34 protein-coding genes are annotated in these 23127 nt (G+C 67.5%); 4 read left to right on the forward strand and 30 right to left on the reverse strand.

The window, feature by feature from the left end; all coding sequences use genetic code 11:
- The first annotated feature begins 42 nt into the window (after window positions 1-42).
- From EDD93_RS39520 to EDD93_RS05910, 3 genes are read left to right on the forward strand one after another with little or no spacing between them, the layout of a single operon-like run.
- The gene (locus tag EDD93_RS39520) at window positions 43-1053 is read left to right on the forward strand and encodes a hypothetical protein (RefSeq protein WP_260255634.1); all 1011 of its coding nucleotides are present in this window, start codon (window positions 43-45) and stop codon (window positions 1051-1053) included.
- 57 nt (window positions 1054-1110) lie between these two features.
- Window positions 1111-2106 carry a type I pantothenate kinase gene (gene coaA, locus EDD93_RS05905; protein WP_123461081.1) on the forward strand — a complete coding sequence of 332 codons (996 nt, stop codon included), beginning with the start codon at window positions 1111-1113 and terminating at the stop codon, window positions 2104-2106.
- Between the two features lie 27 nt (window positions 2107-2133).
- On the forward strand, window positions 2134-3096 hold the full coding sequence (locus EDD93_RS05910) for a DUF389 domain-containing protein (RefSeq protein ID WP_123524177.1): 963 nt from the start codon (window positions 2134-2136) through the stop codon (window positions 3094-3096).
- Window positions 3097-3190: 94 nt separating this feature from the next.
- Here EDD93_RS05910 and glmM read toward each other — a convergent pair whose 3' ends face one another.
- The 4 genes from glmM to EDD93_RS05930 form a co-directional block, all read right to left on the reverse strand.
- A complete protein-coding gene (gene glmM / locus EDD93_RS05915) occupies window positions 3191-4549 on the reverse strand; it encodes a phosphoglucosamine mutase (RefSeq protein ID WP_123524178.1) in 1359 nt (452 codons plus the stop codon).
- A 165-nt stretch (window positions 4550-4714) separates the two neighbouring features.
- On the reverse strand, window positions 4715-5251 hold the full coding sequence (gene rpsI, locus EDD93_RS05920) for a 30S ribosomal protein S9 (protein WP_024490228.1): 537 nt from the start codon (window positions 5249-5251) through the stop codon (window positions 4715-4717).
- A 44-nt stretch (window positions 5252-5295) separates the two neighbouring features.
- A complete protein-coding gene (gene rplM, locus EDD93_RS05925; protein WP_024490227.1) occupies window positions 5296-5739 on the reverse strand; it encodes a 50S ribosomal protein L13 in 444 nt (147 codons plus the stop codon).
- Window positions 5740-5982: 243 nt separating this feature from the next.
- Entirely contained in the window at window positions 5983-7602 is a 1620-nt protein-coding gene (locus tag EDD93_RS05930; protein ID WP_123527604.1) for an ABC-F family ATP-binding cassette domain-containing protein, read from the reverse strand.
- Between the two features lie 67 nt (window positions 7603-7669).
- On the opposite strand from EDD93_RS05930, the gene EDD93_RS05935 reads away from it, so the two are divergent.
- On the forward strand, window positions 7670-8524 hold the full coding sequence (locus EDD93_RS05935; protein WP_123524179.1) for a hypothetical protein: 855 nt from the start codon (window positions 7670-7672) through the stop codon (window positions 8522-8524).
- A 48-nt stretch (window positions 8525-8572) separates the two neighbouring features.
- Here EDD93_RS05935 and truA read toward each other — a convergent pair whose 3' ends face one another.
- The 26 genes from truA to rpsS form a co-directional block, all read right to left on the reverse strand.
- Complete coding sequence (gene truA, locus EDD93_RS05940; RefSeq protein WP_123524180.1) at window positions 8573-9427, reverse strand: tRNA pseudouridine(38-40) synthase TruA; 855 nt, start codon at window positions 9425-9427, stop codon at window positions 8573-8575.
- A gap of 102 nt (window positions 9428-9529) precedes the next feature.
- On the reverse strand, window positions 9530-10033 hold the full coding sequence (rplQ, locus tag EDD93_RS05945) for a 50S ribosomal protein L17 (RefSeq protein ID WP_123524181.1): 504 nt from the start codon (window positions 10031-10033) through the stop codon (window positions 9530-9532).
- A 237-nt stretch (window positions 10034-10270) separates the two neighbouring features.
- Complete coding sequence (locus EDD93_RS05950; RefSeq protein ID WP_024491600.1) at window positions 10271-11293, reverse strand: DNA-directed RNA polymerase subunit alpha; 1023 nt, start codon at window positions 11291-11293, stop codon at window positions 10271-10273.
- A 137-nt stretch (window positions 11294-11430) separates the two neighbouring features.
- Entirely contained in the window at window positions 11431-11835 is a 405-nt protein-coding gene (gene rpsK, locus EDD93_RS05955; protein ID WP_003956432.1) for a 30S ribosomal protein S11, read from the reverse strand.
- Window positions 11836-11940: 105 nt separating this feature from the next.
- Window positions 11941-12321, reverse strand: a complete 381-nt coding sequence (gene rpsM, locus EDD93_RS05960) for a 30S ribosomal protein S13 (protein ID WP_014047799.1) — start codon at window positions 12319-12321, stop codon at window positions 11941-11943.
- Window positions 12322-12513: 192 nt separating this feature from the next.
- Window positions 12514-12627 (reverse strand): 50S ribosomal protein L36, encoded by a 114-nt coding sequence (gene rpmJ / locus EDD93_RS05965; RefSeq protein WP_003956441.1) that lies wholly within the window; start codon window positions 12625-12627, stop codon window positions 12514-12516.
- Between the two features lie 60 nt (window positions 12628-12687).
- Window positions 12688-12909, reverse strand: coding sequence for a translation initiation factor IF-1 (gene infA, locus EDD93_RS05970; protein WP_014047798.1), 222 nt, complete (start codon window positions 12907-12909; stop codon window positions 12688-12690).
- Window positions 12910-13108: 199 nt separating this feature from the next.
- Window positions 13109-13945, reverse strand: a complete 837-nt coding sequence (gene map, locus EDD93_RS05975) for a type I methionyl aminopeptidase (RefSeq protein ID WP_123524182.1) — start codon at window positions 13943-13945, stop codon at window positions 13109-13111.
- A 117-nt stretch (window positions 13946-14062) separates the two neighbouring features.
- A complete protein-coding gene (locus tag EDD93_RS05980) occupies window positions 14063-14722 on the reverse strand; it encodes an adenylate kinase (protein ID WP_123524183.1) in 660 nt (219 codons plus the stop codon).
- Window positions 14722-16041: a preprotein translocase subunit SecY gene (secY, locus tag EDD93_RS05985; RefSeq protein WP_123524184.1), complete on the reverse strand. Its 1320-nt coding sequence runs from the start codon at window positions 16039-16041 to the stop codon at window positions 14722-14724. Before secY ends, EDD93_RS05980 begins: the two co-directional genes overlap by 1 nt.
- Before the next feature lie 224 nt (window positions 16042-16265).
- Complete coding sequence (rplO, locus tag EDD93_RS05990) at window positions 16266-16721, reverse strand: 50S ribosomal protein L15 (RefSeq protein ID WP_123524185.1); 456 nt, start codon at window positions 16719-16721, stop codon at window positions 16266-16268.
- A gap of 1 nt (window position 16722) precedes the next feature.
- On the reverse strand, window positions 16723-16905 hold the full coding sequence (gene rpmD / locus EDD93_RS05995; RefSeq protein ID WP_024491595.1) for a 50S ribosomal protein L30: 183 nt from the start codon (window positions 16903-16905) through the stop codon (window positions 16723-16725).
- Window positions 16905-17504, reverse strand: a complete 600-nt coding sequence (rpsE, locus tag EDD93_RS06000) for a 30S ribosomal protein S5 (RefSeq protein WP_024491594.1) — start codon at window positions 17502-17504, stop codon at window positions 16905-16907. Before rpsE ends, rpmD begins: the two co-directional genes overlap by 1 nt.
- A gap of 47 nt (window positions 17505-17551) precedes the next feature.
- Entirely contained in the window at window positions 17552-17935 is a 384-nt protein-coding gene (gene rplR / locus EDD93_RS06005) for a 50S ribosomal protein L18 (protein WP_024491593.1), read from the reverse strand.
- 3 nt (window positions 17936-17938) lie between these two features.
- The gene (gene rplF, locus EDD93_RS06010; protein ID WP_024491592.1) at window positions 17939-18478 is read right to left on the reverse strand and encodes a 50S ribosomal protein L6; all 540 of its coding nucleotides are present in this window, start codon (window positions 18476-18478) and stop codon (window positions 17939-17941) included.
- A 21-nt stretch (window positions 18479-18499) separates the two neighbouring features.
- Complete coding sequence (gene rpsH / locus EDD93_RS06015) at window positions 18500-18898, reverse strand: 30S ribosomal protein S8 (RefSeq protein ID WP_024491591.1); 399 nt, start codon at window positions 18896-18898, stop codon at window positions 18500-18502.
- Between the two features lie 224 nt (window positions 18899-19122).
- Window positions 19123-19308, reverse strand: coding sequence for a type Z 30S ribosomal protein S14 (locus EDD93_RS06025; RefSeq protein ID WP_024491590.1), 186 nt, complete (start codon window positions 19306-19308; stop codon window positions 19123-19125).
- 2 nt (window positions 19309-19310) lie between these two features.
- Window positions 19311-19868, reverse strand: a complete 558-nt coding sequence (gene rplE, locus EDD93_RS06030; protein WP_018550615.1) for a 50S ribosomal protein L5 — start codon at window positions 19866-19868, stop codon at window positions 19311-19313.
- Window positions 19868-20191 (reverse strand): 50S ribosomal protein L24, encoded by a 324-nt coding sequence (gene rplX / locus EDD93_RS06035; RefSeq protein WP_018550616.1) that lies wholly within the window; start codon window positions 20189-20191, stop codon window positions 19868-19870. Before rplX ends, rplE begins: the two co-directional genes overlap by 1 nt.
- Window positions 20192-20193: 2 nt before the next feature.
- Window positions 20194-20562 carry a 50S ribosomal protein L14 gene (rplN, locus tag EDD93_RS06040; RefSeq protein ID WP_003966950.1) on the reverse strand — a complete coding sequence of 123 codons (369 nt, stop codon included), beginning with the start codon at window positions 20560-20562 and terminating at the stop codon, window positions 20194-20196.
- Between the two features lie 110 nt (window positions 20563-20672).
- On the reverse strand, window positions 20673-20957 hold the full coding sequence (gene rpsQ / locus EDD93_RS06045) for a 30S ribosomal protein S17 (protein ID WP_024494977.1): 285 nt from the start codon (window positions 20955-20957) through the stop codon (window positions 20673-20675).
- Window positions 20957-21181 carry a 50S ribosomal protein L29 gene (gene rpmC / locus EDD93_RS06050; RefSeq protein ID WP_024494976.1) on the reverse strand — a complete coding sequence of 75 codons (225 nt, stop codon included), beginning with the start codon at window positions 21179-21181 and terminating at the stop codon, window positions 20957-20959. The genes rpsQ and rpmC overlap by 1 nt, the downstream gene beginning before the upstream one ends.
- Window positions 21181-21600, reverse strand: coding sequence for a 50S ribosomal protein L16 (gene rplP, locus EDD93_RS06055; RefSeq protein WP_003966953.1), 420 nt, complete (start codon window positions 21598-21600; stop codon window positions 21181-21183). Before rplP ends, rpmC begins: the two co-directional genes overlap by 1 nt.
- A gap of 5 nt (window positions 21601-21605) precedes the next feature.
- Window positions 21606-22445, reverse strand: coding sequence for a 30S ribosomal protein S3 (gene rpsC / locus EDD93_RS06060; protein ID WP_123524186.1), 840 nt, complete (start codon window positions 22443-22445; stop codon window positions 21606-21608).
- Complete coding sequence (rplV, locus tag EDD93_RS06065; protein WP_073733141.1) at window positions 22445-22792, reverse strand: 50S ribosomal protein L22; 348 nt, start codon at window positions 22790-22792, stop codon at window positions 22445-22447. Before rplV ends, rpsC begins: the two co-directional genes overlap by 1 nt.
- 42 nt (window positions 22793-22834) lie before the next feature.
- On the reverse strand, window positions 22835-23116 hold the full coding sequence (rpsS, locus tag EDD93_RS06070; protein ID WP_015610726.1) for a 30S ribosomal protein S19: 282 nt from the start codon (window positions 23114-23116) through the stop codon (window positions 22835-22837).
- Window positions 23117-23127 lie beyond the last annotated feature (11 nt).

Genomic DNA, 23127 nt, shown 5'->3' on the forward strand with positions numbered 1-23127 from the left:
CGGCTGACGCCGCCCCGCCGCGGTCGATGGACCGTTGGGAACATGACCGGTGATGAACGGACATTGAACGCGCTCCGGAGCGCCTGGTGGCAGCGATGGCCGCGCAGGGTGGCCTGGGTAACGATGCTGTGGGCGGTGCTGTACGCCGGCTTCGGCCTGGCGTGCGTGCTGAGCGGGACCTCCTTGCTCTACCACGGCGGCGACTCAGGTGCCTCCGGGCTGGGTTGGGCGGTCGTGGCGGTGGGTGTGCTGACGACGTCGGTCTGCGGAGCGGTGGTGCTGTACGGGCTGCGGCCAGGGTTACGGGTGATGCTCTGGGTGGCCTGCGGGCTGGCCGGGATCACCGCGTTCAGCCTGCTGATGGATGTGATCACGCTGATGCTCGGTCAGGGAGTGGACAGCTGGGCCTCCGCTGCGAACAAGGCCCTGGCGGCGGTCGGGGCGGCCCTGCTCGCGGCCACGGCCCGGTCCGGCCGCCGGCCCGCCGGTACTGCCGTACGGGCGCCGTCCGCTGCACCGCAGTTCGTCCAAGTCGCTGCCTGGGCAGGGTCACTGGCCTTTGTCCCGTACGCGGCGATGAAGCTGGTCTGGGCGTCCGGCGAAACGTTCGCGGGGATCACCGGTGAGGAGATGCTCGCGGTCTCGGAGCGGAACGGCGCCTCGGGGCTCTTCCTCACCCTGGAGTCCTGGGGCCTGGACCCCACCGCGCTACTGGCAGTGCTCGGCGTTTTCCTGCTCTGGGGGCTGGTCCGCCCGTGGGGGCAGGTCTTCCCGCGCTGGACGCTGTTCCTTCACGGCCGACGCGTGCCGCGCTGGCTCCCGCTCGCCCCGGCCCTGCTCGGCGCCGCCACGCTCGCCCCGTACGGCGTTGTGGGGGTCGGATACCTGGCCCTGGCCACGGCCGGCGTAGTGACGATGCGGCGCGGCGACTTCCACTCCTCGGGCGACGCGCTGCTGGTCAGCTGGATTGGGATGGTCGCCTTCGCCGTTTACGGCATCGCCCTGACGATCGCGGCCCGCTCGTACTGGCTCCGGACGCGGCCCGCCACGTGACCGACCCCACCCCCCGCCCCGTTCGAACTCCTGTCGAACTCCCGCGACAATGAACCCGTGATCACTTCGCCGACACGGAGCACGAACCGACGCGCCGAGCACGCCGCGACGCCGTACGTCGACCTCTCCCGAGCGGAGTGGAGCGCCCTGCGGGACAAGACACCGCTGCCGCTGACCGCCGAGGAGGTGGAACGGCTGCGCGGGCTCGGGGACGTCATCGACCTGGACGAGGTGCGCGACGTCTACCTGCCGCTCTCCCGGCTCCTCAACCTGTACGTGCAGGCCACCTCCGGGCTGCGCGGCGCGCTGAACACCTTCCTGGGGGACGCGGGAAACGGGCACGGGGCGCAGCGCGGGACGCCGTTCGTCATAGGGGTCGCGGGCAGCGTCGCGGTGGGCAAGTCCACCAGTGCCCGTATCCTCCAGGCGCTGCTGGCCCGCTGGCCGGAGCACCCCCGGGTGGAGCTGGTGACCACGGACGGGTTCCTGCTGCCGATGAAAGAGCTCCACGCGCGCGGGCTGATGTCGCGCAAGGGCTTCCCGGAGTCCTACGACCGGCGCGCCCTGACCCGCTTCGTCGCGGACATCAAGGCCGGCAAGGACGAGGTGACCGCCCCCGTCTACTCGCACCTGATCTACGACATCGTGCCCGGCGAGCGGCTCACGGTCCGGCGCCCCGACATCCTCATCGTCGAGGGGCTGAACGTGCTCCAGCCCGCGCTGCCCGGCAAGGACGGCCGCACCAGGGTCGGGCTGGCGGACTACTTCGACTTCAGCGTGTACGTGGACGCGCGGCCCGAGGACATCGAGACCTGGTACCTCAACCGCTTCCGCAAGCTGCGCGCGACGGCGTTCCAGGACCCGTCCTCGTACTTCCGCAAGTACACCCAGGTCTCCGAAGCGGAGGCGATGGAGTACGCCGCGACGATGTGGCGGACCATCAACAAACCGAATCTGGTCGAGAACGTCGCACCGACCCGGGGCCGTGCCACCCTGGTGCTCCGCAAGGGCCCCGATCACAAGGTCCAGCGGCTGTCGCTGCGCAAACTCTGAGCGCAGGATCCATCCCCGAGGAGCCCCGTGCTGCATCTGCGTCTCATCGTGCCCACCGGCCGCACGGACGAAGTGACGGACCTGCTGGAGCGAACCGTCGGGACCGCTCATCTTGTGGTGCTGCCGGGGGTCGCGCGTGATCCGGTCGGCGACGTCGTGCTGTGCGACGTGGCGCGGGAGGCGGGCGACGAGCTGATCGGAGCACTGCGGGAGCTCGGGGTCGACACATACGGGTCGATCACCGTCGAGAACATGGATCTGACGCTGTCCGCACGCGCCGAGCGGGCCGAGGAGGACGCACCGGGCGAGGGCGCGGACGCGGTGCTGTGGGAGGAGCTGTCGGAGGCGACCCACGAGGAGTCGACGTTCAGCGTCACCTACGTGGCGTTCCTCGCGGTCGCGACGATGCTCGCCGCCTGCGGTGTGATGCTCGACAACGCGATCCTGATCGTGGGCGCGATGGCGGTGGGCCCGGAGTTCGGGCCGCTGGCCGGGATCTCCACCGCCCTGGTGCAGCGGGCGCCGCGGCTGGTGTGGCGCTCACTGCTGGCGCTGGTCGGCGGTTTCGCCGCCGCGATGGTGCTGACGGCCGGTTTCGCCTGGCTGATGGACGTACTCGGGCTGTTCACGGAGGCGATGATCGAGGCGGACCGGCCCAATACGGCGTTCGTCTGGCAGCCGGACTGGATGTCGTTCGTGGTGGCGTTCCTGGCGGGCATCGCCGGGACGCTCTCCCTCACCTCGGCCAAGTCCGGGGCGCTGATCGGCGTCGCGATCTCGGTGACGACCGTGCCGGCCGCGGCCAACGCGGCGGTGGCGTTCAGCTACAGCGACTACGGCCAGATGACCGGCTCCACGAAACAGCTGCTGGCCAACCTCGGAGGGATCGTGCTGGCGGGGACCCTGACGCTGCTGGTGCAGAAGGCCCTGTGGCGGCTGGCCCGCGACCGGGGTGCGCGCGTGGCGCCCACGACCACCCGGGTGAGCTGACACGGCGACGGGGCCGGACCTGCGGATCTCCCCGCCGGTCCAGCCCCGTCCCAGGCCCCGTACAAGGCCCCGTCGCGGGGCCCGTCGCTGCCGCTCAGCCCAGCGCGGACTTCACCACGTCGGCCAGCCGGCCCGCCACCGCGCGCGCCTGCTCGATGTCGGCCGCCTCGACCATGACCCGGACCAGCGGCTCCGTGCCCGACTGGCGCAGCAGCACCCGTCCGGTGGCGCCCAGCTCGCGCTCGGCCTCGGCCACCGCCGTGGCCAGCTCCGGGGAGGTGGCCACGCGGGACTTGTCGACGTCCGGCACGTTGATGAGGACCTGCGGCAGGCGCTCCATCACACCGGCCAGCTCGGCGAGCGTACGGCCGGTGGCGGCGACCCGGGCCGCCAGCATCAGGCCGGTCAGCGTGCCGTCGCCGGTCGTGGCGTGGTCCAGGACGATGACGTGGCCGGACTGCTCGCCGCCCAGCGCGTAGCCCTTGTCCTTCATCGACTCCAGGACGTAGCGGTCGCCCACCGCGGTCTGGACGAGCTCGATGCCCTCCCGCTCCATGGCGATCTTGAAGCCGAGGTTCGACATCACGGTGCCGACCACGGTGCCCTTGCGGAGCTGCCCGGCGTCGCGCATCGCGAGGGCGAGGACGGCCAGGATCTGGTCGCCGTCGATCTCCTCGCCCGAGGCGTCCACGGCCAGGCAGCGGTCGGCGTCGCCGTCGTGCGCGATGCCGAGGTCGGCGCCGTGCTCGACGACGGCGGCGCGGAGCAGCTCCAGGTGCGTGGAGCCGCAGCCGTCGTTGATGTTCAGGCCGTCCGGGTCGGCGCCGATCGTGACGATCTCGGCCCCGGCGCGGGCGAAGGCCTCGGGCGAGACGCGGGCCGCGGCACCGTGCGCCTCGTCGAGTACGACCTTCAGGCCGTCGAGCCGGTTGGGCAGTACGCCGATGAGGTGAGCGACGTAACGGTCGAAGCCCTCCGCGTAGTCGTTGATCCGGCCGACTCCGGCGCCGGTGGGGCGGGCCCACGGCTCGCCGGTGCGGTGCTGCTCGTAGACCGTCTCGATGCGGTCCTCCAGCTCGTCGGCGAGCTTGTGGCCGCCCCGGGCGAAGAACTTGATGCCGTTGTCCGGCATGGCGTTGTGGCTGGCGGAGAGCATCACGCCGATGTCGGCGCCCAGCGCCCCGGTGAGGTAAGCCACGGCGGGGGTCGGCAGGACGCCGACCCGCAGGACGTCGACGCCGGCGCTGGCGAGGCCCGCCACCACGGCGGCCTCCAGGAACTCTCCGGAGGCGCGGGGGTCTCTGCCGACCACGGCCGTCGGCCGGTGGCCCTCGAAGGTGCCCACCTCGCCCAGTACGTGCGCCGCAGCGACCGAGAGGCCGAGCGCGAGCTCGGCCGTCAGGTCCGCATTGGCGACACCGCGCACGCCGTCCGTGCCGAAGAGTCGTCCCACTGGTGTCCTCCGAAGGTGCTCCGAAACGCAAAAAAACAGACCAGGCAGTCCACGGGCGTATGAACGTCTTATGCCGTTATATGCCCGAGGCTGTCAATAAACGAACGCCCCGGCAGCACGAGGTGTGCCGCCGGGGCGAACGAGTAACGCTGATGAGCAGGCGGTTTAGCGCTTGCTGTACTGCGGGGCCTTACGGGCCTTCTTGAGACCGGCCTTCTTGCGCTCGACCGCACGGTCGTCGCGGGAGAGGAAGCCGGCCTTCTTCAGCGTGGCGCGGTTGTTGTCCTCGTCCGCCTCGTTCAGCGAACGGGCGACACCGAGGCGCAGGGCACCGGCCTGGCCGGAGACGCCGCCACCCGAGATGCGGGCGATGACGTCGTAGCGGCCGTCGAGCTCGAGCACCTTGAAGGGCTCGTTGACTTCCTGCTGGTGCACCTTGTTGGGGAAGTAGTCCTCAAGGGTGCGACCGTTGATCTTCCACTTGCCGGTGCCCGGGATGATCCGGACGCGGGCGATGGCGTTCTTGCGACGGCCCAGGCCGGCCGCGGGCTGCGGGTCGCCGAAGCGGCCCACGAGCGACTCCGAGGTGTACTCGCCCTCGACGGGCACCTCGGACTCGAAGGTGGTCACCTCGGCGAAGGTCTCTTCGCCCTCGGTGACCTCGGTGCCCTCGACGGGCGTCTCTGCAGTGGTCTCGGCCACGATTCTCCTCAGATCTTTCTGTACGTCTTAGGGGGAGGCCGGAACTACTGCGCGACCTGGGTGATCTCGAACGGGACCGGCTGCTGAGCAGCGTGCGGGTGCTGGTCGCCCGCGTAGACCTTGAGCTTCGAGATCATCTGGCGGCCCAGAGTGTTCTTGGGGATCATGCCCTTGATGGCCTTCTCGACAGCCTTCTCGGGGTTCTTCGCGAGAAGCTCGTCGTAGCGCACGGAGCGCAGACCGCCCGGGAACCCGGAGTGGCGGTACGCCATCTTCTGGGTCTTCTTGTTGCCGGAGAGGTGAACCTTCTCGGCGTTGATGATGATGACGAAGTCGCCCATGTCCATGTGGGGGGCGTAGATCGCCTTGTGCTTGCCTCGGAGGAGGTTCGCGGCCGTGGTGGCCAGACGGCCCAGGACGATGTCCTCGGCGTCAATGATGTGCCACTGGCGAGTGACATCGCCGGGCTTGGGGCTGTACGTACGCACTTCGTAGCCTTCGCTTCTTCAGTGGATGGGGTCCATACACACGACACACCTCTGAAGCGATCATGCAGCTGGGGCTCACAATGCCGGGAACGACGCCCGTATGCGAGCCACTGGTAACTGCTCCAGAGAACCTACGTAGGGGCGGTCCTTCGTGCGAGAACGACGCGGCCCATACGTATAACAAACCTCGACACTACCCGCCGCGCCCCGGACCGGTCAAAACGCCCCGGCCCGCCCAGGCCGCTACCGGGCCCGCTCCACCCGCCGCTCGTCCCAGACCGGCTCCGCCGTCTCCCGTACGACCCCGTCGGAGCCGAAGACCAGGTACCGGTCGAAGGACTTCGCGAACCAGCGGTCGTGGGTGACGGCCATCACCGTGCCGTCGTAGACCTCGAGGCCGTCCTGGAGCGCCTCGGCCGACTCCAGGTCCAGGTTGTCGGTCGGCTCGTCCAGCAGCAGCGCCGTCGTACCGGCCAGCTCCAGGAGCAGGATCTGGAAGCGGGCCTGCTGGCCGCCGGACAGCTTCTCGAAGGGCTGGTCCCCCTGCCGCTCCAGCTCGTACCGCCGCAGCACGGACATCGCGCCGCCCCGGTCCTTGGCCTGCTCCGTCCACAGGATCTCGACGAGCGTCTTGCCGAGCAGCTCCGGGTGGGCGTGGGTCTGCGCGAAGTGGCCGGCCACCACCCTCGCCCCGAGCTTCCACTCCCCCGTGTGCGCCACCGTCTCGCCGGCCAGCAGCCGCAGGAAGTGCGATTTGCCCGACCCGTTCGATCCGAGGACGGCGACCCTCTCCCCGTAGAAGATCTCCAGGTCGAACGGCTTCATCAGGCCGGTCAGCTCCAGGTTCTTGCAGGTCACCGCCCGCATCCCGGTCCGGCCGCCACGCAGCCGCATCCGGATGTCCTGCTCCCGGGGCGGCTCCGGCGGCGGTCCGGCGTCCTCGAACTTCTTGAAGCGGGTCTGCATCGCGTGGTAGCGGTTCGCCATGTCGGGGCTGTTCGCCGCCTGCTGCCGCATCCGCAGGACGAGCGCCTTCAGCCGGGCGTGCTCCTCCTCCCAGCGCCGCAGCAGCTCCTCGAAGCGCGCGAACCGCTCCTTGCGGGCCTGGTGGTACGTGGCGAAGCCGCCACCGTGCACCCACACGTCGCTGCCGGCCGCGCTGGGCTCCACGCTGACGATCTTCTCGGCGGCCCGGGACAGCAGCTCCCGGTCGTGGGAGACGAAGAGGACCGTCTTACGGGTCTCCTTCAGCTTCTCCTCCAGCCAGCGCTTCCCGGGGACGTCCAGATAGTTGTCCGGCTCGTCGAGCAGCAGCACCTCGTCCGGGCCGCGCAGCAGCGCCTCCAGCACCAGCCGCTTCTGCTCACCGCCGGAGAGCGTGCGCACCTCGCGCCACTGCGCCTTCTCGTACGGGACGCCGAGCGCCGCCGTCGTGCACATGTCCCAGACGGTCTCGGCCTCGTACCCGCGCGCCTCGGCCCAGTCGCTCAGCGCCTGCGCGTACGCCATCTGCGCGGCCTCGTCGTCCACGGTGAGGATCTTCTCCTCGGCCCGGTCGACGGCCTGCGCGGCCTCCCGGATACGGGGCTGGGCGACGGAGACCAGCAGGTCGCGCACCGTGCGCTCGTCGCGCACCGAGCCGACGAACTGCTGCATCACGCCGAGCCCGCCACTCACCGAGACCGAGCCGCCGTGCGGCTGGAGCTCACCGGCGAGCAGCCGCAGCAGCGTGGTCTTCCCGGCGCCGTTCGCCCCGACGAGGGCGACCACCGCCCCGTCCGCCACCCGGAACGAAGCATCGCCGAGCAGCACCCGCCCGTCCGGTAGGTAGTACTCCAGATGGCCTGCTTCAAGATGTCCCATGCAGAGCATTGTCACGGCCCGCCAGGCTCTGGCCCAACCGGTTTCGCGCGGCGCTAGGATTCGCCGCATGAGCTTTGGGCAAGGGGGGCCCTCCTGGGGGCCAGGGGAGAGCGGGACTCCGGACTGGGCGGCTCTGGCCGATCAGTCCGCGTCACGGACCAGGCGCAAGCGGTGGCTGATGATCGGCGGGGGCGCGCTCGCCACCGCCGCCGTCGCGGCGATCGTGGCGACGGCGGTCATCAAGACCGACAAGGACGACACCAGCGCTTCCGGGGGGAAGAACGCGAGCCAGCTGCCGTCGGCGACGGACCTGCCGAGCCAGACCGCCGAGCCCGAGCCGTCCTTCTCCGCGGTGCAGCCGCCGCCCCCGCCGGATCCCAAGGACTACATATCCGACGTGAAGAAGGACCGGGCTCCCGTCAGCGCCGACGCCTTCTTCCCCGGCAAGCAGCTGAAGATGGGCGACCGGGGCTACGCCAAGGGCGCCACCAATCAGACCGCCACATGCGCCGCCACCACTCAGGGCGCGCTCGGTTCGATCCTCGCCGGCAACGGCTGCGACCAGGTCATCCGGGCCACGTACAGCCGAGGCGGGGTGGCCGTGACCATCGGGCTGGCGGTCTTCGAGACCGAGGCCCAGGCCAAGAAGGCCGCCCAGCAGGCCTCCGGCAGCATCGCGTCACTCAGCGGCGCGGGGGTGCCAACCTTCTGCCGGGGCGGCGCCGTCTGCCGCCGCACCGCCAACTCCTACGGCCGGTACGCCTACTTCGCGATCAGCGGCTTCACCAACGGCAAGAGCGTCACCAAGGCCGACAAGAACGTCTTCACCGCCGGGAACGACCTGACGGACTTCACCTTCCGCCAGATCCGCCACCGCGGCGAGGTCCAGGCCTCGGCGGCCGCCACCGCGCCCGCCACCTGACCCCGCCGCCCGACGCGACCGCACGAGAGCCGTCCTGGGGCCGTCCGCTCAGCAGCAGCCGGCCCCCGGCAGCGTCCGCACGTTACGGGCCTCGACAGCCCTCGCGGCCAGCAACTCATCGGCCGGGTAAGCGACTTCCTCCAGCGTCAGTCCGTGCGGCCGCACCACGTGCACGCCGGGGTCCCGCACCCGGGCCGCGAGCACCTCGGCCGGCCAGGCCGCCGGCCGCCGCCCGTCTCCCACGAACAGCGCGGCCCCGATCAGCGCCCGCACCATGTTGTGGCAGAACGCGTCGGCCTGCACGGTCGCCGTCATCACGCCCGACGCCTCGTCACGCGCCCAACTCAGCTTCTGCAGCGTCCGGATGGTCGTCGCACCCTCGCGCTTCTTGCAGTACGCCGCGAAGTCGTGCTCCCCGGTCATCAGCGCCGCCGCCTCGTTCATCGCGTCGACGTCCAACGGCCGGTCGTGCCACAGCACATGACCCCGGATCAGCGGGTCCACACCGCCCGGCCGGTCCGCGACCCGGTAGGCGTACCTGCGCCACAGCGCCGAGAAGCGCGCGTTGAACCCCGCCGGCGCCTCCGCGATCCGCATGATCCGCACATCGGGCGCCATCCGCCCGGCCATGCGACGCAGCAGCTTGTCCGCGTGCTCGGCCCACACCCCGTCCGGCAGGTCCACGTGCGCGACCTGGCCGCGCGCGTGCACCCCGGCGTCGGTGCGCCCGGCCACGGTCAGGTCGTACGTCCGCGAGGAGCGCGTCACGGTACGCAGGGCGTCCTCGATCTCGCCCTGGACGGTGCGCCGGCTCGTCTGCTTCGCCCAGCCCGAGAAGTCCTTGCCGTCGTACGCCAGGTCCAGCCGCACCCGTACGAAACCGGGCTCCACTACGTCACTCACCAGCGATCCTCTCAAGATCCGTACACACCACACGGCACACAGCAGAACGGGCCCGCACCGCCCCGAAGGGTGATGCGGGCCCGTTCCGTGGTCTCAGAACGCTCAGGCGTCCTTGGACTCCGCGTCGGCGTCGGCCGGCTTGGCGTCCTCGACGGACTCGACCGGGGTCTCGTCCTTCTTCTGGGCGTCTTCCTTGACCGCGCGCTTCGTGGCGGCCTCGGCCTCACCGGTGGCAGCCTGCGCCACGGTCAGGGCCTCGACCAGCTCGATGACGGCCATCGGGGCGTTGTCGCCACGACGGTTGCCGATCTTGGTGATGCGGGTGTAACCACCGGGGCGGTTCTCGTACCGCGGGGCGATCTCGGTGAAGAGCGTGTGCACGATGCCCTTGTCCGTGATCGACTGCAGCACCAGGCGACGGTTGTGGATGTCGCCCTTCTTCGCCTTGGTGATGAAACGCTCGGCGACCGGACGCAGGCGGCGGGCCTTGGCCTCGGTCGTGGTGATGCGGCCGTGCTCGAACAGCGACTTCGCGAGGTTGTTGAGAAGAAGCTTCTCGTGCGCAGCGCTGCCGCCCAGACGGGCGCCCTTGGCGGGCTGAGGCATGGTATTTCTCCTTGTGTGCTGCACCGGCCGTATCAGGTACCGGTGTCAGTTCCCGCGCGGCGGACGCCACGCGGAAGTTCAGGTGCCGGAGGGCCCGAGCGAACTCAAGCCCGTCCGGCGATTGAGGACAAAACCCTCGCGTACGAGCCCAAAATCAAGCCCGTCCGGCGATTGAGGACAGAGCCCTCGCCCGGCCCGGGGCACGCATCAAAGACACGCACCCCAGCCGGAGGCGACTCAGTACTGCTCGGTCTCCACGAAACCGGCATCCGCGTCGTCGTCCGCACCGAACGCGTCGGCGGCGGCGGTCGGGTCGAAGCCGGGAGGCGAGTCCTTCAGCGCCAGGCCCATACCGGCCAGCTTCGCCTTGACCTCGTCGATCGACTTCGCACCGAAGTTGCGGATGTCGAGCAGGTCCGCCTCGGAGCGGGCCACGAGCTCGCCCACCGAGTGGATGCCCTCGCGCTTGAGGCAGTTGTACGAGCGGACCGTGAGCTCCAGCTCCTCGATCGGCAGCGCCAGATCGGCGGCGAGCGCGGCGTCCGTCGGCGAGGGGCCCATGTCGATGCCCTCGGCGTCGATGTTGAGCTCGCGCGCCAGACCGAACAGCTCGACCAGGGTCTTACCGGCCGACGCCATGGCGTCACGGGGACGCATGGCCTGCTTGGTCTCGACGTCGACGATCAGCTTGTCGAAGTCGGTGCGCTGCTCGACACGGGTCGCCTCGACCTTGTACGTGACCTTGAGCACCGGCGAGTAGATGGAGTCGACCGGGATCCGGCCGATCTCCTGGCCCACCTGCTTGTTCTGGACGGCGGAGACGTAGCCGCGACCGCGCTCGACGGTCAGCTCCATCTCCAGCTTGCCCTTGCCGTTCAGGGTGGCCATGACGAGGTCCGGGTTGTGGACCTCGACACCGGCCGGCGGGGCGATGTCGGCAGCGGTGACCAGGCCGGGACCCTGCTTGCGCAGGTACATCACGACCGGCTCGTCGTGCTCCGAGGAGACGACCAGCTGCTTGATGTTGAGGATGAGGTCGGTGACGTCCTCCTTGACACCCGGCACGGTGGTGAACTCGTGCAGAACGCCGTCGATCCGGATGCTGGTGACAGCGGCGCCCGGGATCGAGGAGAGGAGCGTGCGGCGAAGAGAGTTACCGAGCGTGTAGCCGAAGCCCGGCTCCAGCGGCTCGATGACGAACCGCGAGCGGAACTCGTCGACGACCTCTTCGGTCAGCGACGGACGCTGAGCGATAAGCATGTGTGAATCCTTCAGTCGTGGGCGACCACTATTTGACGCCCGACAGATGAAACAAGGATACGGGCGGCACACCCCCGTAGGGGGCATACCGCCCGTACCCACGCTACTGACGCACGGCCGTCACCGGCCGTGGCGCATCAGACGCGGCGACGCTTCGGCGGACGGCAGCCGTTGTGCGGCGTCGGGGTGACGTCCTGGATCGAACCGACCTCGAGGCCCGTGGCCTGGAGGGAGCGGATCGCGGTCTCGCGGCCGGAGCCCGGACCCTTCACGAAGACGTCGACCTTGCGCATGCCGTGCTCCTGCGCGCGGCGGGCGGCCGACTCGGCGGCCATCTGCGCGGCGAAGGGGGTGGACTTGCGCGAGCCCTTGAAGCCGACGTGGCCGGCGGAGGCCCAGGAGATCACGTTGCCCGAGGGGTCCGTGATCGAGACGATGGTGTTGTTGAACGTGCTCTTGATGTGCGCGTGGCCGTGAGCGACGTTCTTCTTTTCCTTGCGACGCACCTTCTTGGCTGCGCCCTGACGACCCTTGGGGGGCATGTCTTTACTCCAGATGGAGAGGGGAGGTGATCGGTCCTACAGCGAAGACCGCTGGATGCTGCGGATGCCCGGGGACCCGGACCTTCGCAGTGCGTCCGCTGAGGACTACTTCTTGCCCGGCTTCTTCTTACCGGCGATGGCGCGACGCGGGCCCTTGCGGGTACGCGCGTTCGTGCTGGTGCGCTGGCCGTGCACCGGCAGACCACGGCGGTGACGAATGCCCTGGTAGCAGCCGATCTCGATCTTGCGGCGGATGTCGCCCTGGATCTCGCGGCGGAGGTCACCCTCGGTGCGCAGGTTGGCGTCCACGTACTCGCGGATCTTGACCAGGTCCTCTTCGGCCAGGTCACGAACGCGGGTGTTCGGGTTCACGCCGGTGGTGGCGAGGATCTCCTTGGACCGGGTGCGCCCGATACCGAAGACGTAGGTGAGGGCAACCTCCACGCGCTTTTCGCGCGGGATGTCAACACCTGAAACGCGTGCCATTCAATGGCTCCAGTTGTTATTTCGGGGGTCTTCCGCAGTGCCGCTCCCGACCGCCGACCTCTCACGGGGAGAGGTGGTACGCCCGGGTCTCCGGCCCCCGCCGGAGGTGTCGTCAGCCGTGGCTTGGACGGGCACTGCGTATGTACGTTTACGTGCGTCGCGCGAAGTCTGCGAGATGCAGGGGGTCGTGCGTCAGCCCTGGCGCTGCTTGTGGCGCAGGTTGTCGCAGATGACCATGACCCGACCGTGACGGCGGATCACCTTGCACTTGTCGCAGATCTTCTTGACGCTCGGCTTGACCTTCATGGGATGTCAGGTTCTCCGGGTCAGTGCCAGCACCCCGCCGCAGCGGAATGTGGGCAAGATCTACTTGTAGCGGTAGACGATCCGGCCACGCGTCAGGTCGTACGGGGAGAGCTCCACGACGACCCGGTCATCGGGAAGGATTCGGATGTAGTGCATCCGCATCTTCCCGCTGATGTGCGCGAGGACCTTGTGACCGTTCTGGAGCTCCACCCTGAACATGGCGTTCGGGAGAGACTCGATCACGGTGCCCTCAATTTCGATGGCACCTTGCTTCTTGGCCACGCTTCGCCTTTCGAATCGGCTACCTTGATCGGCTCCGTACCGTCGTGTGCACACATACGGGCACACTGATGCACGAGAGCCGACGAGTCAGTCTACGTCAGCGGACTCCAAAAGACGAATCCGTCAAGTTTGCCCACCGCCGAGATCCTTAGACCTCCGGGCCACCGCCAATCACCCCGGCGAGCACGGTGCGCACCATTCAGCCCAGCGGGTCCGGCGCCGCCTCGATGCCGTACTGCGCGAGCCTCTCGCGGCCGCAGTCCGGCGCGGTGAGCACCAGCGGGCCCTGCTCCGTGAGGGCGATGGAGTGCTCCCAGTGGGAGGACGAGCTGCCGTCGGTCGTGATCACGGTCCACTCGTCGGCCAGCACCTCGGTGCGGGCCGTGCCGAGGGAGACCATCGGCTCGATGGCCAGGCAGACGCCCGGGACCAGTTTGATGCCCTTGCCGCGCTTGCGGGCGACGTAGTTCAGCAGGTGCGGGTCCATGTGCATCTCGGTGCCGATGCCGTGGCCGCCGTAGTCCTCGACGATGCCGTACTTACCGGTCGACGGGCGGGGCTGGCGGCGGATGTAGGACTCGATCGCCCGCGAGATGTCGACCAGGCGGTTGTTCACCTTCATCGCCGCGATGCCGGCCCACATCGACTCCTCGGTCACCCGGGACAGCTCGACGAGCTCCGGAGCGTGACCGGTGCCCACGAAGGCCGTGTAGGCAGCGTCGCCGTGCCAGCCGTCGATGATCGCGCCGGCGTCGATGGAGATGATGTCGCCGTCCTTGAGGACGGTCTTCTCGTCCGGGATGCCGTGGACGACGACCTCGTTGACCGAGGTGCAGATCGTCGCGGGGAATCCGCCGTAACCGAGGAAGTTCGACTTCGCACCGTGGTCGGCGATCACCTTGCGGGCGACCTGGTCCAGGTCCATCGTGGTGGCGCCGGGAACGGCGGCCTCTCGGGTGGCCGCGTGAATGGCAGCGACCACCAGCCCCGCCTCACGCATCTTCGCGATCTGCTCGGGGGTCTTGATCTGCACCATTGCGCGGCGCCTTTCTGCATACGGGACGGGGCGGCCTACTCAACGATACGGCCGCACGCACTCGGCCGCGGCGCCCAGGGACGCCGCGGCCGAATGACAGGTACTACGGGTTCGCTCTCAGGCCTCGTCGGGCTTCTTGAGCGCCTCCATGGCCCGCTCGGTCACATCGGTGACCTTGCCGAGCGCGGAGATGGTGACCACCAGGTCCTGAGCCCTGTAGTAGTCGATGATCGGCTCGGTCTGGGTGTGGTAGACCTCGAGCCGGGTGCGGACCGTCTCTTCGCTGTCGTCGTCGCGCTGGTACAGCTCGCCGCCGCAGGTGTCGCAGACACCCTCGGTCTTCGGCGGGTTGTACGTCACGTGGAACACGTGCGCGCTCTCGTTGCGGCAGATGCGACGGCCCGCGATCCGCTTCACGACCTCGTCCTCGGGGACCTCGAGATCGAGAACCGCGTCCAGCTCTACGCCCTCGTCCTTGAGCATCACATCAAGGGCTTCGGCCTGGCCCACGTTGCGCGGGAAGCCGTCGAGCAGGAAGCCGTTGACCGCGTCCGACTGGGACATCCGGTCCTTGGCCATCCCGATCGTGACCTCGTCCGGCACCAGCTGCCCCGCGTCCATGTAGGCGCGGGCCTGCTTGCCAAGGTCAGTGCCCTGGCTGATGTTGGCGCGGAAGAGGTCGCCCGTGGAGATGTGCGGAATCGACAGGTTCTTGGCAAGGTACGCAGCCTGCGTTCCCTTGCCGGCACCCGGCGGGCCGACGAGGACGATTCGCATCAGCGGAGGAACCCTTCGTAATTGCGCTGCTGGAGCTGACTCTCAATCTGCTTCACGGTTTCCAGACCCACACCCACGATGATGAGGATGCTCGTCCCGCCGAACGGGAAGTTCTGGTTAGCGCCACCGAAGCCTGCCAACGCCATCGTTGGCACCAGAGCGATCAGACCCAGGTACAGCGAGCCCGGCCAAGTGATCCTGTTGAGCACGTAGCTCAGGTACTCGGCAGTAGGTCGACCAGCCCGGATACCCGGGATGAAGCCACCATACTTCTTCATGTTGTCCGCGACTTCCTCGGGGTTGAACGAGATCGCCACATAGAAGAAGGCGAAGAAGACGATCAACAGGAAGTACGCGGTGATGTAGTACGGGTGGTCGCCCTTGACGAAGTGGTCCTTGATCCAGGTCGCCCAAGCCGCTTGGGAGTTGGAGAACTGGACGATCAGGGCCGGGATGTAGAGCAGCGAAGAGGCGAAGATGACGGGAATCACACCCGCCTGGTTCACCTTCAGCGGGATATAGGTGGACGTACCACCGTAGGACCTGCGGCCGATCATGCGCTTCGCGTACTGCACCGGAATGCGGCGCTGGGCCTGCTCGACGAAGACCACGAGGGCCACCATCACGAAGCCGATCAGGATGACGGTGCCGAACTCGATCCAGCCGTCGGCGAGCTTGCCGCTCGTCTTGATGGCCCACAGGGCGCCGGGGAAGCTGGCGGCGATCGAGATGAACATCAGGATCGACATGCCGTTGCCGATGCCGCGGTCGGTGATCAGCTCACCGAGCCACATGACGGCGGCGGTGCCGGCGGTCATCGTGATGACCATGGTGATGGTCGTGAAGAGCGAGTCGTTCGGGACGATCTGGTCAGCGACCGGGCAGCCGCTGAAGAGCGCACCGCTGCGTGCGGTGGCCACCAGGCCGGTGCCCTGCAGGATGGCGAGTGCGACCGTCAGATAACGCGTGTACTGCGTGATCTTTGCCTGGCCGGACTGCCCCTCCTTCTTGAGCGCCTCGAGTCGGGGAATCACCACGGTCAGCAGCTGAAGAATGATGCTGGCCGTGATGTACGGCATGATGCCGAGCGCGAAGATCGTGATCTGCAGCAGTGCACCACCGCTGAACATGTTCACCAGGCCGAAGAGGCTGTTGTTGCCCTTGCTTGCCTGATCAACACAGGTCTGGACGTTCTCGTAGCTCACCCCCGGGACCGGGATATGCGCCCCGAGCCGGTAGAGCACGATGATGCCGAGCGTGAAGAACAGCTTCTTGCGCAGGTCGGGCGTCTTGAACGCCCGGGCGAACGCGGTGAGCACGGTGCCTCCTGCGACCCCCGCGCGATGCGTAGAGGTGACGGTCTTGAGGATTGACGAATACGTAACAGTCAAAGGTCCCCGGACGACATGCGTCCAGGGCTTACCACAGCAACGGACGCCACCTTACCGGCGTACATGCCCCCCTAGGAACGACCAACCGGGGATGCCCCATATGAGAGGCATCCCCGGTCGGATGTTCAGGCCACCAATGTGTCCGAGTTGTCTCAGACCAGTTCGGTGACGGTGCCGCCGGCAGCGGCAATCTTCTCCTTGGCGGAGCCGGAGACGGCGTCAACCGAAACCTGCAGTGCCACGGAGATCTCGCCCTGTCCGAGGACCTTGACGAGGTGGTTGTTGCGCACAGCGCCCTTGGCGACCAGATCGGCCACCGTGACCTCTCCACCCTGCGGGTAGAGCGTCGCGAGCTTGTCCAGGTTCACGACCTGGTACTCGGTGCGGAACGGGTTCTTGAAGCCCTTGAGCTTCGGGAGACGCATGTGGAGGGGCATCTGCCCACCCTCGAAGCGCTCCGGAACCTGGTAGCGGGCCTTGGTGCCCTTGGTGCCACGTCCGGCGGTCTTACCCTTGGACGCCTCGCCTCGACCCACACGGGTCTTGGCGGTCTTGGCGCCCGGGGCAGGCCGGAGGTCGTGGGCCTTCAGCGGCTGGTTCTCCGCCATGTCAGTCGACCTCCTCAACCGTCACGAGGTGGCGGACGGTGTTAGCCATTCCGCGGAACTCGGGGCGGTCCTCCTTGACAACCACGTCGTGCAGGCGCTTGAGCCCGAGCGAACGAAGGGTGTCGCGGTGGTTCTGCTTGCTGCCGATGTACGACTTGGTCTGCGTGATCTTGAGGCGAGCCATCACACACCCGCCGCTCGGGCACGAAGCAGAGCGGCCGGGGCCACGTCCTCGAGGGGCAGACCGCGGCGGGCCGCGATCTCCTCGGGACGCTGCAGGCCCTGGAGGGCCGCCACCGTCGCGTGCACGATGTTGATCGGGTTCGAAGAACCGAGCGACTTCGACAGGATGTCGTGAACGCCGGCGCACTCGAGCACGGCGCGCACGGGGCCACCCGCGATCACACCGGTACCGGGGGAAGCAGGCTTGAGCAGGACAACGCCCGCGGCCTTCTCGCCCTGGATCGGGTGCGGGATGGTGCCCTGGATACGCGGAACCTTGAAGAAGCTCTTCTTGGCCTCTTCAACGCCCTTGGCGATGGCCGCGGGAACTTCCTTGGCCTTGCCGTATCCGACACCGACGCTGCCGTCACCGTCGCCCACCACGACCAGCGCGGTGAAGCTGAAGCGACGACCACCCTTCACGACCTTGGCGACACGGTTGATCGCGACGACACGCTCGACGTACGCGGTCTTCTCGGCGGCGCTGGCGCCGTCACGGCCCTTCCGGTCCCGCCGCTCGCCGCCACCGGCACCGCTTCCGCGGCGCTGGGGTCCAGCCATTGGAATTACCTCTCTCTGTTACGTCCGCTGTGCGTAGGAACCGGGGCTTAGAACTTCAGCCCGGCTTCACGGGCGGCGTCAGCCAGAGCGGCAATCCGCCCGGCGTACTGGTTACCACCGCGGTCAAACACGACGGCCTCGACGCCTGCGGCCTTGGCGCGCTCGGCGACCAGGGCCCCGACCTGCTTGGCGAGGGCACTCTTGTCACCCTCGACGCCGCGGATGGAAGCGTCGAGCGTCGACGCCGACGCGAGCGTGTGGCCCGCGATGTCGTCGATGACCTGAGCGACCATGTGGCGGTTCGAACGCGTCACAACCAAGCGCGGACGCTCGGGCGAACCGGAGATGTGCTTCCGGACGCGGATGTGGCGGCGCTTGAGGGCGGCACGCTTGTAGGCGTCGCCCTTGGCGATCTTTACACCGTATGCCATGGCTTACTTACCCGCCTTTCCGACCTTGCGGCGGATAACCTCGCCGGCGTACTTGACGCCCTTGGCCTTGTACGGGTCAGGCTTCCGCAGCTTGCGGATCTTCGCCGAAACCTCGCCGACCTTCTGCTTGTCGATGCCCTCGACACTGAACTTCGTGGGCGACTCGACCTTGAAGGTGATGCCTTCGGGGGCCTCGATGAGGATCGGGTGGCTGTAGCCCAGGGCGAACTCCAGGTTGGAGCCCTTCGCCTGGACGCGGTAACCGACACCGCTGATCTCGAGCGCCTTGATGTATCCCTGGGTCACACCGGTGATCATGTTCGCCACCAGCGTGCGGGACAGGCCGTGAAGGGCCTTGTTCTGACGCTCGTCGTTCGGGCGGACGACGTTCAGAACGCCGTCCTCACCCTTGGTGACCTCGATCGGCGCTGCGACGGTGTGCGAGAGGGAACCCTTGGGGCCCTTCACCGCGACCGTGCGGCCATCGATGGTGACGTCCACACCGGCGGGAACCTGGATGGGGAGCTTGCCGATTCGCGACATGAGCTTTTCCTCCGTTCCCGACTACCAGACGTAGGCGAGGACTTCCCCACCTACGCCCTTCTTGCTGGCCTGCTGGCCGGTCAGGAGACCGTGGGACGTGGAGATGATCGCCACGCCCAGGCCGCCCAGAACCTTCGGCAGATTGGTGGACTTTGCGTATACACGCAGACCCGGCTTCGAAATACGCTTGATGCCGGCGATCGAACGCTCGCGGTTCGGACCGAACTTCAGGTCGAGAACGAGGCTCTTGCCGACCTCGGCGTCCTCGACCTTCCAGCCGGTGATGAAGCCCTCCTGCTGGAGGATCTCCGCGATGTGCGACTTGATCTTGCTGTGCGGCATCTTGACGTCGTCGTGATACGCCGAGTTCGCGTTACGCAGACGCGTGAGCATGTCTGCGATGGGATCAGTCATGGTCATGAGTTGGCCTTCGGCCTCTCTCGCCGGGGTTTCCTGTATGCGCCATCCCTCTCCCCACTCAGTGGCGGGACGGGTGCGGTGCGGGGACCTACGGCGTAGTAAGTCGGTCTAGGGCGGCAGGCGCCCAACCACACAAGCCTACGGCATGTGGGGCCGGGCTCCTGCCGACCAGATACTTACCGAGAGCTTCCGGATAATCCCAACGCCCAAAGGGCGAAGGAGGATTACCAGGAGCTCTTGGTCACGCCCGGCAGCTCGCCACGGTGAGCCATCTCACGAAGGCACACGCGGCACAGGCCGAACTTGCGGTAGACGGAGTGGGGCCGGCCGCAGCGCTGGCAGCGGGTGTACCCGCGGACGCCGAACTTCGGCTTGCGGGCGGCCTTAGCGATCAGGGACTTCTTCGCCACGGTCAGTTCTCCTTGAACGGGAAGCCGAGGTGACGAAGGAGGGCACGACCCTCGTCGTCATTGGTCGCCGTGGTGACCACGGTGATGTCCATGCCCCGGACCCGGTCGATCTTGTCCTGGTCGATCTCGTGGAACATGACCTGCTCCGTGAGACCGAAGGTGTAGTTGCCACGGCCGTCGAACTGCTTCGGCGACAGGCCACGGAAGTCACGGATACGCGGAAGCGCGAGCGACAGCGTACGGTCCAGGAACTCCCACATGCGGTCACCACGGAGGGTGACGTGGCAGCCGATCGGCTGCCCCTCGCGCAGCTTGAACTGCGCGATCGACTTGCGGGCCTTGGTGACGGCGGGCTTCTGGCCGGTGATCGTGGTGAGGTCGCGCACGGCGCCATCGATCAGCTTGGAGTCGCGGGCGGCGTCGCCCACACCCATGTTGACCACGATCTTGACCAGACCGGGGATCTGCATGACGTTCTCGTAGGAGAACTCCTCACGCAGCTTGCCGGCGATTTCCTCGCGGTAGCGCGTCTTGAGACGCGGCGCTGTGGTGGTAGTCATCAGATGTCCTCACCGGTGCGCTTGGCAACGCGGATCTTGTTGCCCTCGTCGTCAAAGCGGTAGCCGACGCGAGTAACGACCTTGTTGCCGTCCTTCTCAACAACCAGCTGCACGTTGCTGACGTGGACGGGGGCCTCGGTCGTCACAATGCCACCGGTCTGCGAACCGCGAGCGGTCTGACCGGCCTTCGTGTGCTTCTTGACCCGGTTGACACCCTCGACGAGGACGCGGTCCTGAGCGGGGTAGGCAACGATGACCTTGCCCTGCTTGCCCTTGTCCTTGCCGGTGATGACCTGAACCAGGTCGCCCTTCTTGATCTTCATGCTTACAGCACCTCCGGCGCGAGCGAGATGATCTTCATGAACTTCTTCTCGCGCAGCTCACGGCCCACCGGGCCGAAGATACGGGTGCCGCGGGGGTCGCCGTCGTTCTTCAGAATGACGGCGGCGTTCTCGTCGAAGCGGATGTACGAGCCATCCTGACGACGACGCTCCTTGACGGTGCGAACGATGACGGCCTTGACGACGTCACCCTTCTTCACGTTGCCACCGGGGATCGCGTCCTTGACGGTGGCGACGATGACGTCACCGATGCCCGCGTAGCGGCGACCCGAGCCACCGAGAACACGGATGGTGAGAATTTCCTTCGCACCCGTGTTGTCGGCGACGCGAAGTCGCGACTCCTGCTGGATCACGTCTATCTCCTGATCGTCTGCCGGTTCCCGGTGGGGAGCTCCGTAAGTGACTTACGAAGGCTCCCCACCGAGCCTGGCGGAACCTGCCTGAGGGGAATGCCCCTCAGGAATTACTTGGCCTTCTCGAGGATCTCGACGACGCGCCAACGCTTCGTGGCGGACAGCGGCCGGGTCTCCATGAGGATGACGCGGTCGCCGACACCGGCGGCGTTCTGCTCGTCGTGAGCCTTGAGCTTGTTCGTACGGCGGATGACCTTGCCGTACAGCGCGTGCTTGACGCGGTCCTCGACAGCGACGACGACGGTCTTGTCCATCTTGTCGCTGACGACCAGACCCTCACGGGTCTTACGGAAACCGCGGTCAGTGTTCGTCTCAGTCACAGTCTTCTCGCTCATCAGACGCTCTCCACCGTCTCGATGCCGAGCTCGCGCTCACGCATCAGGGTGTAGATCCGGGCGATGTCCTTACGGACGGACTTGAGCCGGCCGTGGTTCTCGAGCTGTCCGGTCGCCGCCTGGAAGCGGAGGTTGAACAGCTCTTCCTTGGCCTCGCGGAGCTTGTTGAGGAGCTCCTCGTTGCCCAGCTCGCGCAGCTCGGACGTCTTGGTACCGGCCGACATCACGACTCACCTGCCTCGCGCCGAACAATCCGGCACTTCATCGGAAGCTTGTGAGCAGCGCGGGTGAGCGCCTCACGAGCAATCTTCTCGTTCGGGTAGGACAGCTCGAACATCACCCGACCGGGCTTGACGTTCGCGATCCACCACTCGGGAGAACCCTTACCGGAACCCATGCGGGTCTCGGCAGGCTTCTTCGTCAGGGGGCGGTCCGGGTAGATGTTGATCCAGACCTTGCCGCCACGCTTGATGTGACGGGTCATCGCGATACGAGCGGACTCGATCTGACGGTTCGTCACGTACGCCGGGGTCAGCGCCTGGATGCCGTACTCGCCGAACGCAACCTGCGTGCCACCCTTGGACATACCGCTGCGCTTCGGGTGGTGCTGCTTGCGGTGCTTGACCCTACGGGGGATCAGCATTTCGGTCAGGCCTCCGTTCCGGTGCTCTCAGCCGCCGGAGCAGCGGCGGGCGCGTCGGCCTTGGGGGCCTCGGCGGCCGGAGCCGACTGCTGCGGCTTGCGGCCGCGACCGCCACGCTCGCTGCCACCGCGGCCACCGCGGCCGGCCGGACGGTCAGCGCCGCCACGGGCCGGGCGGTTGCCCGCGCGGGCAGCAGCGTTCTCGGCGCGGACCTCGGCGATGTTCTTGACGTCGCCCTTGTAGATCCAGACCTTCACACCGATGCGGCCGAAGGTCGTCTTGGCCTCGAAGAAGCCGTAGTCGACGTTCGCACGGAGCGTGTGCAGGGGCACGCGGCCCTCGCGGTAGAACTCCGAGCGGGACATCTCGGCGCCGCCGAGGCGACCGCCGCACTGGATCTTGATGCCCTTGGCGCCGGCCTTCATCGTGCTCTGCATGCTCTTGCGCATGGCACGACGGAAGGAGACGCGGGAGGAGAGCTGCTCGGCGACGGCCTGGGCCACCAGCTGAGCGTCCACCTCGGGGTTCTTGACCTCGAGGATGTTCAGCTGGACCTGCTTGCCGGTCAGCTTCTCCAGCTCGCCACGGATGCGATCGGCCTCGGCGCCGCGGCGGCCGATGACGATGCCCGGACGGGCGGTGTGGATGTCAACGCGGACGCGGTCGCGGGTGCGCTCGATCTCGACCTTCGAGATGCCGGCCCGCTCCATGCCCTTCGTCATCATGCGACGAATGGCAACGTCTTCCTTGACGTAGTCCTTGTACAGCTTGTCGGCGTACCAACGGGACTTGAAGTCCGTGGTAATGCCGAGCCGGAACCCATGCGGGTTAACCTTCTGGCCCATTACCGGGTTCCTTCCTTGCTGCTGACGACCACGGTGATGTGGCTGGTCCGCTTACGGATCCGGTAGGCACGGCCCTGAGCACGCGGACGGAACCGCTTCAGGGTCGGACCCTCGTCCACAAACGCCTCGCTGATGACCAGCGAAGAAGCGTCGGGGTGGTCGTAGTTGTGTGCAGCGTTGGCGATGGCGCTGTCGAGCACCTTGCCAACCGGCACGCTCGCGGCCTGCGGGGCGAAACGCAGGACCGCCTGAGCCTCCGTGGCATCCATGCCACGGATGAGGTCCACCACTCGGCGGGCCTTCATGGGCGTGACGCGGATGTACCGCGCCTGGGCCCTGGCTTCCATGGTTGTCCCTTCGGTGTGAGTCATAGTCGTTTCCACCCCGCGCTAGCGGCGCTTCGACTTCCGGTCGTCCTTGACGTGGCCGCGGAAGGTGCGAGTCGGCGAGAACTCGCCGAGCTTGTGGCCGACCATCGACTCGGTGACGAACACCGGGACGTGGATCTTGCCGTTGTGCACCGCGATGGTGTGACCCAGCATGGCCGGGATGATCATCGAGCGACGGGACCAGGTCTTGATGACGTTCTTGGTGCCGGCTTCGTTCTGTACGTCCACCTTCTTGACGAGGTGGCCGTCGACGAAGGGCCCCTTCTTGAGACTGCGCGGCATCTAAACCCGCT

This window comes from Streptomyces sp. 840.1 (genome assembly GCF_003751445.1).
Classification (GTDB): Bacteria; Actinomycetota; Actinomycetes; order Streptomycetales; family Streptomycetaceae; genus Streptomyces.

Excerpts from the sequence above, each read along its gene's own strand:
- rpsS (WP_015610726.1), bottom strand. The coding sequence starts at position 23,116 with ATGCCGCGCAGTCTCAAGAAGGGGCCCTTCGTCGACGGCCACCTCGTC.
- EDD93_RS05950 (WP_024491600.1), bottom strand. The coding sequence starts at position 11,293 with ATGCTTATCGCTCAGCGTCCGTCGCTGACCGAAGAGGTCGTCGACGAG.
- rpsC (WP_123524186.1), bottom strand. The coding sequence starts at position 22,445 with ATGGGCCAGAAGGTTAACCCGCATGGGTTCCGGCTCGGCATTACCACG.
- rplQ (WP_123524181.1), bottom strand. The coding sequence starts at position 10,033 with ATGCCTCAGCCCGCCAAGGGCGCCCGTCTGGGCGGCAGCGCTGCGCAC.
- rpmJ (WP_003956441.1), bottom strand. The coding sequence starts at position 12,627 with ATGAAGGTCAAGCCGAGCGTCAAGAAGATCTGCGACAAGTGCAAGGTG.
- map (WP_123524182.1), bottom strand. The coding sequence starts at position 13,945 with ATGGTGCAGATCAAGACCCCCGAGCAGATCGCGAAGATGCGTGAGGCG.
- rplR (WP_024491593.1), bottom strand. The coding sequence starts at position 17,935 with ATGGCATACGGTGTAAAGATCGCCAAGGGCGACGCCTACAAGCGTGCC.
- rpsE (WP_024491594.1), bottom strand. The coding sequence starts at position 17,504 with ATGGCTGGACCCCAGCGCCGCGGAAGCGGTGCCGGTGGCGGCGAGCGG.
- rplX (WP_018550616.1), bottom strand. The coding sequence starts at position 20,191 with ATGAAGATCAAGAAGGGCGACCTGGTTCAGGTCATCACCGGCAAGGAC.
- rpsM (WP_014047799.1), bottom strand. The coding sequence starts at position 12,321 with ATGGCACGCGTTTCAGGTGTTGACATCCCGCGCGAAAAGCGCGTGGAG.
- rplE (WP_018550615.1), bottom strand. The coding sequence starts at position 19,868 with ATGACTACCACCACAGCGCCGCGTCTCAAGACGCGCTACCGCGAGGAA.
- EDD93_RS39520 (WP_260255634.1), top strand. The coding sequence starts at position 43 with ATGACCGGTGATGAACGGACATTGAACGCGCTCCGGAGCGCCTGGTGG.
- EDD93_RS05980 (WP_123524183.1), bottom strand. The coding sequence starts at position 14,722 with ATGCGAATCGTCCTCGTCGGCCCGCCGGGTGCCGGCAAGGGAACGCAG.
- EDD93_RS05935 (WP_123524179.1), top strand. The coding sequence starts at position 7,670 with ATGAGCTTTGGGCAAGGGGGGCCCTCCTGGGGGCCAGGGGAGAGCGGG.
- rplO (WP_123524185.1), bottom strand. The coding sequence starts at position 16,721 with ATGGCGGAGAACCAGCCGCTGAAGGCCCACGACCTCCGGCCTGCCCCG.
- rplF (WP_024491592.1), bottom strand. The coding sequence starts at position 18,478 with ATGTCGCGAATCGGCAAGCTCCCCATCCAGGTTCCCGCCGGTGTGGAC.
- rplP (WP_003966953.1), bottom strand. The coding sequence starts at position 21,600 with ATGCTGATCCCCCGTAGGGTCAAGCACCGCAAGCAGCACCACCCGAAG.
- rpmC (WP_024494976.1), bottom strand. The coding sequence starts at position 21,181 with ATGTCGGCCGGTACCAAGACGTCCGAGCTGCGCGAGCTGGGCAACGAG.
- rplV (WP_073733141.1), bottom strand. The coding sequence starts at position 22,792 with ATGGAAGCCAGGGCCCAGGCGCGGTACATCCGCGTCACGCCCATGAAG.
- rpsK (WP_003956432.1), bottom strand. The coding sequence starts at position 11,835 with ATGCCCCCCAAGGGTCGTCAGGGCGCAGCCAAGAAGGTGCGTCGCAAG.
- rpmD (WP_024491595.1), bottom strand. The coding sequence starts at position 16,905 with ATGGCTCGCCTCAAGATCACGCAGACCAAGTCGTACATCGGCAGCAAG.
- rpsQ (WP_024494977.1), bottom strand. The coding sequence starts at position 20,957 with ATGAGCGAGAAGACTGTGACTGAGACGAACACTGACCGCGGTTTCCGT.
- EDD93_RS05930 (WP_123527604.1), bottom strand. The coding sequence starts at position 7,602 with ATGGGACATCTTGAAGCAGGCCATCTGGAGTACTACCTACCGGACGGG.
- rpsH (WP_024491591.1), bottom strand. The coding sequence starts at position 18,898 with ATGACCATGACTGATCCCATCGCAGACATGCTCACGCGTCTGCGTAAC.